Origin of the sequence: Sphingomonas sp. CCH9-E2 (genome assembly GCF_001557215.1) — a bacterium.
Lineage (GTDB): Bacteria > Pseudomonadota > Alphaproteobacteria > Sphingomonadales > Sphingomonadaceae > Sphingomonas.
In genome coordinates, this window is record NZ_LSJM01000077.1 from 1 (window position 1) to 8,363 (window position 8,363).

The following is an 8,363-nucleotide window of genomic DNA, read 5'->3' on the forward strand; positions in this document are numbered from 1 at the left end:
CTGCTTCACCCGCCAGCTGCGCGCGCGACTTGCCGCGCTCACGCAGCCAGATGAAGCCAAACACGACCAGCAGGACCGCAGGCATGATCGCCAGCTTCTGGAACGATACCGATGCCGCGGCATCCTCGACCGCCAGCTTGGCCGCGCCGGTCATCGCGGCGAACGCCTCCGGCCCGCCCGCGAACTCGATCTTGGCCTGATCGAACATCGCGCCCAGCTGCGGCAGCACGAAGAAGCTGGCGAGCGCGCCCGCCGATCCGACCAGCCCCATCGCCCACGCCCCGCCGCGCGGATAGCGCTCTGCGACCGAGGCGAGCATCGTCGGCCACATCACGCACACGCCAAGGCCCCAGACGGTAGAGGCGATGATCGCGGCAACCGGCGATTGCGCCTGCGACAGCATGAACAGCCCGATGCCGGCGAGCAGGCTCGACACCCATAGCAGGCCGGGGTTGGAAATCTTGTTGGCGAGCCGCCCGGCAAAGTGGCGGAACACGAACATCAGCGCGTTGACGTACACCAGCAGCAGGATGCCGCGCATGCCCACGCGGTTGGACAGCGCGACGTCGATCCACTGTCCGGGGGCGAGCTCGGACGCCGCGGTCAGGAACATCGCACCGAACCAGATGAAGAAGCTCGGGCGGCGGAACACCTCACCGATCATCTGGCCAAAGCTTACGCCGCTCTCGCTGCGCAGCGGCGGCGGGAAGCTGGTGGTCGCAGCGAGCAGGATCGTCGCGACTGCGGGGATCATCACCAGCGCCATGATCCCCTGCCACGGCAGGGTTGCAGACAGGAAGAATCCGGCGAGGCCGCCGATGATGATGCCGCCCGGAAACCAGGCGTGCAGCACGTTGAGCCGGTGGGTCGCGTCATCGGGATACAGCTGGGTCGTCAGCGGGTTGATTGCCGCTTCGGTGAGCCCCCAGCCGATTCCGCTCAGCAGCATCCCGACCCAGACGATCGTGTAGATCGTCATCCCGCTCGCGATCTGGCCCGCGGTGACGATCAGCAGCGGCCCGGCGAAGAAGCACAGGCCCGCGGCGACCAGACACCGCTTCATCCCGATCTGGTCGAGGAACGCGCTGGCGACGAACAACGTGATCGCGAAGCTGAGGAACGCGGCGCCCAATGCGGCGGCGATCAGCTCACCCGCCTGCAGCGGCGCGATCGGGTCGATCCATTCGGCCTTCAGACCGCTCGCAATCGCCCCACGGATCGCCAGGCCCGCCGCTGCGGTGAACAAGGCGAGAATGCCCAGCCAGAACAGTCGCCCCTTGTGATAAGTCTCGGCCATCGCCGCATCCCCCCCTTTTTGTCGTTATGTCAGCCCCAGCATCGCCCGGTTGAGCCCCGGATTGCTGCCCCCGGCGAAACCGTCGAACGCCGTGCCGGCCTTGCGGATCATATGCGTGGCACGGGGCAGGGTATCGGACGGCGCGGCATGGCTTATCAACTGTGCCAGGAAGACCGCCGGACCCTTCATACCAACCCTCCGCAGACCAGCTATTTCGTTTCGGCTTTCAGATAGGCGATCAGCGCGGCCCGGCGTGCCGGATCGGGCACCTTCATCACCATGCGCGTTCCCGGAACGACCTTGGTCGGCGCGGCGAGATATGCGTCGAGTGTCTTGGCATCCCACACGATACCCGACGCCTTGAGCGCGGGGCTATAGGCAAATCCCGGCGCGGCACCGGCCTTGCGACCGAACAGCTTGTTGAGATTGGGACCCATCACGCTCTTTCCGCCAGCGGGGAGCGTATGGCAGGCACGGCACGCGGCGAACGCCTGCGCGCCCGGATCCTGGCTCTGGCGCGCGTCAACGCGGGGCGTTCCCGCCGTTAGCGCTACCACGCCGATCAGAGATGCCGCGAAGGGCAATGCGAGAAGCGCTTTCACAATCCCCTCCGTCTGCGCCAACCTTCAGGCTGACATCGTTGACAGCATCTAAGCGGATGGCGGGGCGCAACGCAAGCCCGTCGGAAAGGATCGCGCTCATCGACAGGCAGGAGCCGCGCCGATCAGTCGATCAAGGCGTCGCGATCGCTAGGGGCATGGGTTCGGTGAGCAGCCGCCACGGCGTCGGCAGATAATCGAGCGACATGTAGAAATAGAAGGCGCAGGAGCCGTCGGGCCGGAATGCCGCGCCCTTGACGATGCCGAACGCGGTGGTGCCGCTGAACACCGGGCCGCCGCTGTCGCCCTGTTTGCAGGTGGGGCCGGACACGGCGACCCAGGTCGGCAGACAGTATCCGCCGCACAGCTGTCCCGAGGGGGCGAAGTCGAGCAGCGCCACCTCCGCACAGCTATAGCCGGTGCTCTCGCCGCGATGACACACGAAATCCCCCGCGCGGGTGCTGGTCTTGGCGCGCTGCGCCTCGACCGGGCGGGCTAGCGTCCGCGCCGTGTCGGCGAAGAACAGCGGACGCGCGGTGGTGGGGAGGGTGTGGATCTGGACATCGTGATAGCCCCAGCCCCATTGCCCGACAAAGCCGAGCGGCGTCGCCTGACGCGCCGGATCGATATAGGCGAGGTCGTCGAGGCAGTGGGCGGCGGTGGTAATCGCGGTGCGCGTGCCGTCACCGACCAGAAAGCCGCTGGTGCAGCGATAGCGCCGCCCGCTCGCCGGATCGGTGCCGTCGAGCCGCCCGCCGCCTTGGGGCCCCAGATTGCGATCGACCTGATCGATCATGCGGACCTGCACCGGCACCCCGGTGAGCTGCGCCAACCTGGTATCGAGCGCGGGCTTGCCCCCGGCACGATCGACTGCGGACTTGGCGGCGATCACGACCAGCTCGCCGGTGCGCGGGTCGATGCCCATCGATGGCGTATCGGCCAGCGCCGCGCGGATCGCGGGCTGGTGGTTGGTCAGCGCCCACAGCACCCGTTCGCGACTGGCCTTGGCACCGGTGCGGAACATGACCGGGACGCGCATCGGCCCGTTCAGCACATGCGTGGGCGGGACCGGACGGTCGCCGGTGAGGTACACGATGAAGCGATAATCCGGGCGATGCTCGACCGAGATTCCGGCGAGGCGGTCGCGATAGCGATCGGCGATGGCGTCGATCGCGGGTACGCTCTCCTGCTGCGCGATCAGGCGGCGCATGGCTTCGGGTGCCGGCACGCCATAGGCGCGGGCATATTCGGCGGCGTCCTGCGCCAACGCTGCGGCGCGGGTCTGCGCGGGTTGTGCTGCTGCAGGAAGGGGGAGCGCGAGCCAGGCGAAGAGAGCGAGCAGATGGCGGGAGAGCGAGCGCATGGCGCTGGTCTAGCCAGCGCTTTGCCAACCGCCAAGATCGCCTGCTTGTCGGACGCACGCACCGGTGATAGCGATTGGCAATCGATTGCAGGCGCGAGATCGCCGTAGCGTTGAATGGAGGGGTCGGTGAAGGGCAGGGGATTTGCGCGCGGATGGATCGCGCTGTGCGGCATGATGCTGCTCGCCCTGCCGCCGGTGGCGCAGGCGGAAGATCGCTGGATCAGCGCCTGGGGCACCGCGCAGCAACTCGCACCGATGCCGCCGCCGCGCCTGCCACCGCGCCCGGCCGGAGAGGCGCGTCCTGCACCGCCGCCGCCCGCAATGCCCTCACCGATCCTGCCGACGCCGGAACGGCTGAAGGATCAGACCGTGCGCATGGTCGTCCGCTCGACCGTCAAAGGCAGGGTGTGGCGGGTGCAATTCTCCAATGCGAGCGGCGGGGAGCCGCTCCGCATCGGCCGCGCGGCACTTGCCAAGAACGCCCGAGCCGGGGCGATCCGGCCGGGAACGTCGCAGGCGCTGAGCTTTGCCGGACAGCCCGGCGTGGTGATCCAGCCGGGCGCGGTCGTATTCAGCGACCCGGTGGCGCTCGATGTCGCTGCGCTCGAGCTGCTCGCGGTCTCGATCCATCTTCCCGACGATGTTGCGGTCAATACGCTGCATCCGCTGGGGCTGCGCACCACCTATGTCGCGAAGGGCGAGCGCACCGAGGATGTCGGGCTTGCCGGTGCGGAGACGAACCGGTCCTATTTCTGGCTGAGCGGGCTGGCGGTGCAGACAGATGCCAAGGCGGGCACGATCGTCGCCTTCGGCGATTCGATCACCGACGGCTATGGCACGACGCCCGATGCGGGCCGGGCGTGGCCGGAGCTGCTGGCCGAGCGGCTGCAGGCGGATGCGCGGACCCGGCACCTGTCGGTCATTAACATGGGGATTTCGGGCAATCGCGTGCGACGCGACGGTGCTGGGCTCTCCGCGCTGGCGCGGTTCGATCGTGACGTGCTGGCGCGGCCCGGCGTGCGCTGGGTTATCCTGCTGGAGGGGATCAACGACATCAACTTCGCCGCAATCCCGGGCATGCCGGCGAGCGAGGCGGTCACGGCCGATGACCTGATCGCGGCCTACACTCAATTCATCGATCGCGCGCATCTGCACGGGATCAAGGTGATGGGCGCCACCATCGCCCCGACCGAGGGGACGTGGCTGTACAGCGACAAGACCGAAACGCTGCGTCAGGCGGTAAACCAGTGGATCCGGTCGAGCGGCAAGTTCGACGCGCTGGTCGATTTCGATGCGGTGCTACGCGATCCGGCGCGTCCGACGCGGCTTAACCCGGCTTATGACCCCGGCGACAATGTCCATCCGAACGACGCGGGAAATGCGGCAATGGCGCGTGCGATCGCCCTTGCGCCGTTCCTACGCAACTAGCCTGCAACCGGGGACGGGCTTGTTGCAAAGGGGGCGGCGCGACCCTATCCCCTTCAGTGCGTGAGCGGGAGGCGGAATTTGGCGCGCAAGATCAAGACCATCTACGACCTTGCCGAACTGGCGGGCGTGTCGGCAGCGACCGTGTCGCGCGCGCTGGCGGGCAAGACGATGGTCAATTCCAAGACCTCCGAACGCATCCGCAAGCTCGCCGAAACGCACGACTTTCGCCCCAGCGCGCTCGCCCGCAATCTGCGCACCAAACAGCGCGGCGCGATCGGCGTGGTCGTGCCGCTGGGCCATGACCGCGGGCAGCATCTGTCCGACCCGTTCTTCATGACGCTGATCGGCTACCTCGCCGACGAACTGAGCGAGCGCGGATTCGACCTGATGCTGTCGCGCGTCATTCCCAATCAGGACAATTGGCTGGCGCGCCTGATCGATGCCGATCGCGTCGACGGCTTCATCATCGTCGGCCAGTCGGACCAGTCGCAGGTGCTCGATCGCACTGCCGCCGACTATCTGCCGCTCGTGGCATGGGGCGGGTTCGTGCAGGGGCAGATCCATTGTTCGGTCGGAACCGACAATTTCCTCGGCGGGCGGCTCGCGACCCAGCATCTGATCGATCGCGGCTGCCGCAAGATCGCGTTTCTGGGAAATACCCAGGCGATCGAACCGTCGCTCCGCCTTGAGGGTGCCAAGGCGGCGATCGCCGCGCAGGACGGCATCCGGCTGGTCGATGCGACGACCCATTTCGATTCGGAAGTCAGCGGATCGGATATCGACGCGTTTCTGGACCAGTCCGATATCCTGCCCGACGGCATCTTCGCCGCGTCCGATCTGATCGCGCTGACCGCGATTCAGGTGCTGGCGACGCGCGGCCTGTCGGTCCCGGGGGACGTCAAGGTGATCGGCTATGACGACCTCTACCTCGCGCGCACCAGTGCGCCGCCGCTGTCGACGGTGCGTCAGAACCTGGCCGCCGGCGCCGCGCATCTCGTCGACAGCCTGATGAAACGGATCGCCGGAGAGGCGACCGGATCGACCATCCTCACCCCCGAACTGATCGTTCGCGAATCAAGCTGAGAGCATTCGGCGCGCGATCTACGACTTTGGTGGAGTTGACTTGCAATCGATTGCTAATAGGATGCGCCCATAACGGACCCGAGTCCGAACGATAAATGGTTGGGAGAGTTGGATGCGCGCAAGGATTTCTGTCGCCTGTGGAGCTGCGTTGCTCACCGTCGCGACCGTTCCCGTTGCCGCGTTGGCGCAGCAGGGGCCGCCGCCCGCTCAACTCACCGCCGAGGACGAGGCGAAGCTGGCACCGATCGCGCCCGAACTGCGCGCGGGCGCGCGCATGGCGATCGGCTTTTCCAAGATGATGGGGACGATCGACGAAGCGATGGTGCTCGCGTCGCGCAAGCGCGGCGGCGGCCCGCCGATCCCGCCGCGCCACGCCGATATCCCGGTGGTCGAGAAGCTGATCCCCGGCCCGGCCGGTGCGCCGCAGATCAAGCTGTTCGTGATCAATGCCAAGGCGGGGACCAGTCGGCCCGGAATCCTGCACACTCATGGCGGCGGCTATATCCTTGGCACCGCAGCCACCGATGTGCGCCGCCTGCAGGACATGGCGCGCGAACTCGATGCGGTGATCGTCAGCGTCGAATATCGCCTGGCGCCCGAGACGACCTTCGAAGGGTCGATCGAGGATAACTACGCCGGACTGCGCTGGATGTACCAGAGCGCGACGGAACTGGGTCTCGACCGCAGCCGCATCGCGGTGACGGGGGAAAGCGCTGGCGGCGGTCACGCCGCACTGCTCGCGATCACCGCGCGCGACCGCGGCGAGATTCCGATCGCGTTTCAGGCCCTGGTCTATCCGATGCTCGACGATCGCACCGGCGGCGCGGTGAAGCCGCCCGCCCATATCGCGACAGTCGGGTGGAGCGCGGCGGAAAACCAATATGGCTGGAAGGCGTTTCTGGGCCAGGCTCCCGGCACCGACACGGTGCCCGCGCGCGCCGTGCCGGCGCGCACGCCCAACCTTGCCGGGCTACCGCCGGCGTTCATCCAGGTCGGCGGGGTCGATCTCTTCGTCAGCGAGGATATCGATTATGCGCGGCGTCTGAACGAAGCGGGCGTCCCGACCGAGTTGCAGGTCATTCCGGGTGCCTATCACGGGTTTGACCAATTGTCGGCGGACTCGCCGCAAGCCAGGCAGTTCAACCGCGCAAAGATCGAGGCGCTGCGCCGCGCCTTTGCGCGGCCACAACAATAAGGGGCGTCGGGATCGCCTGGGGCCGGGGCGATTCTTGACGACTGTTTTCGGCCCATTTATGCCATTTTATGCAATCGATTGAAAAAATAACCGGGGAGAGGACGATGAAGCGTTTCTGCACGTCAGTCGCGGCCATTGCGGTCGTTAGCGGCCTGGGGATGACCCCGGCATTTGCGCAGAGCGACGCCACCAGCACGACGCAGGAAAGCGCGGCCGATGAGGTCGTGGTGACCGCGCAAAAGGGCGGCGCACAGGCGCTGCAGGAAGTGCCGCTGGCGATCCAGGCGTTCGACGGCGAGGAGCTGAAAGAGCGCAATATCAGCACCATCGGCGATCTGGTGTCGAGCGTGCCGGGCGCATTCGAAGGGTTCCGCCAGTCGAACGGGTCGCGCTTTTACAATTTGCGCGGCAGCGTGACCCAGAATGGCGACTCGCCGATCGGCTATTATCTCGACGATGCGCCGTTCATCGTCACCAATTTCGGCATCGCGCCGCCGGTGCGCTTCCTCGACATCGACCGCGTCGAAGTGCTGCGCGGGCCGCAGGGTACGCTCTATGGCCAGGGCTCGTCGGGCGGCGTGTTCATCTTCCGCACCCGCGATCCGAACCTCAAGGATTTCGACTATGCGTTCGAGGCGGAGGCATCGCAGACCCGCGGCGCCGACGGCCTCAACTATGGCGTCGCCGGCGCGATTTCGGTGCCGATCGTCAAGGACATGCTGGCGGTGCGCGTCAGCGGCGGCTTTTCGCGCGATGCAGGCTGGGCCGATGCCTATTACGGCCCGTTCGACGGCACGCCCGACGAGACCGGGGTCAATGTCGCCAAGAATGACGACATCCGCGTCGTCGCGCTGTTCCGCCCGGCGGACAACGTCAACATCCGCGCGCAATATTGGAAGTTCCGCCCGCGGCAGGGCTTCACTGGCTTTACCGCATCGGTCAATCCGCCCTATTTCCAGAACACCGCCGGGCAGGACGGTTTCTCCAACGGCGACTTCACGCTGTACAGCCTGACCGCGACGGTCGATTTCGATGCGTTCACGATCACCAGCGCGACCAGCCAGCTGGACGGCGTGTTCGGGATCAACATCCCGCTCTCGCCCTCCGGCTCCTTCTCCAGCCAGTTCCTGCCGAGCATGTTCGCGCAGGAATTGCGGTTGAACTCCAACGGCAGCGGGCCGTTCAAATGGCTGCTCGGCGCGTCGTACCAGGACGGGTCGGGCCCGCAGAAAAATGCGCTGACGCTGCCGGCGGTCGTCATCAACGCCGACAACGACACGCTGACCGAAAACTACGCCTTCTTCGGCGAGGTCAGCTACGAACTGTTCGATGGGAAGCTGGTGCCGCTGGTCGGCTTGCGCCAATACCATGACCAACGCGCCTTTGCCGACGCGACCG

8 protein-coding genes are annotated in these 8,363 nt (G+C 66.6%); 4 read left to right on the forward strand and 4 right to left on the reverse strand.

What is annotated here, in order from left to right; translation table 11 throughout:
• From AX681_RS04485 to AX681_RS04495, 4 genes are all read right to left on the reverse strand, one after another.
• On the reverse strand, window positions 1-1,297 hold a 1,297-nt coding region (locus AX681_RS04485), incomplete at its 3' end, for an MFS transporter (RefSeq protein WP_066681880.1).
• 24 nt (window positions 1,298-1,321) lie between these two features.
• Window positions 1,322-1,486, reverse strand: coding sequence for a hypothetical protein (locus AX681_RS21800; RefSeq protein ID WP_156442889.1), 165 nt, complete (start codon window positions 1,484-1,486; stop codon window positions 1,322-1,324).
• A gap of 20 nt (window positions 1,487-1,506) precedes the next feature.
• Window positions 1,507-1,899: a c-type cytochrome gene (locus AX681_RS04490; protein ID WP_082738089.1), complete on the reverse strand. Its 393-nt coding sequence runs from the start codon at window positions 1,897-1,899 to the stop codon at window positions 1,507-1,509.
• A gap of 130 nt (window positions 1,900-2,029) precedes the next feature.
• Window positions 2,030-3,259: a hypothetical protein gene (locus tag AX681_RS04495; protein ID WP_066663517.1), complete on the reverse strand. Its 1,230-nt coding sequence runs from the start codon at window positions 3,257-3,259 to the stop codon at window positions 2,030-2,032.
• A 126-nt stretch (window positions 3,260-3,385) separates the two neighbouring features.
• On the opposite strand from AX681_RS04495, the gene AX681_RS04500 reads away from it, so the two are divergent.
• The 4 genes from AX681_RS04500 to AX681_RS04515 form a co-directional block, all read left to right on the forward strand.
• A complete protein-coding gene (locus tag AX681_RS04500; protein ID WP_197422024.1) occupies window positions 3,386-4,687 on the forward strand; it encodes an SGNH/GDSL hydrolase family protein in 1,302 nt (433 codons plus the stop codon).
• A gap of 78 nt (window positions 4,688-4,765) precedes the next feature.
• On the forward strand, window positions 4,766-5,770 hold the full coding sequence (locus AX681_RS04505; protein ID WP_231733820.1) for a LacI family DNA-binding transcriptional regulator: 1,005 nt from the start codon (window positions 4,766-4,768) through the stop codon (window positions 5,768-5,770).
• Between the two features lie 112 nt (window positions 5,771-5,882).
• Window positions 5,883-6,965 carry an alpha/beta hydrolase gene (locus AX681_RS04510; protein ID WP_066663511.1) on the forward strand — a complete coding sequence of 361 codons (1,083 nt, stop codon included), beginning with the start codon at window positions 5,883-5,885 and terminating at the stop codon, window positions 6,963-6,965.
• A 104-nt stretch (window positions 6,966-7,069) separates the two neighbouring features.
• On the forward strand, window positions 7,070-8,363 hold a 1,294-nt coding region (locus tag AX681_RS04515), incomplete at its 3' end, for a TonB-dependent receptor (protein WP_156456033.1).

Bases quoted from the DNA above. Each gene is read 5' to 3' on its own strand.
- AX681_RS21800 (WP_156442889.1), bottom strand. From the start codon at position 1,486: ATGAAGGGTCCGGCGGTCTTCCTGGCACAGTTGATAAGCCATGCCGCG.
- AX681_RS04495 (WP_066663517.1), bottom strand. From the start codon at position 3,259: ATGCGCTCGCTCTCCCGCCATCTGCTCGCTCTCTTCGCCTGGCTCGCG.
- AX681_RS04510 (WP_066663511.1), top strand. From the start codon at position 5,883: ATGCGCGCAAGGATTTCTGTCGCCTGTGGAGCTGCGTTGCTCACCGTC.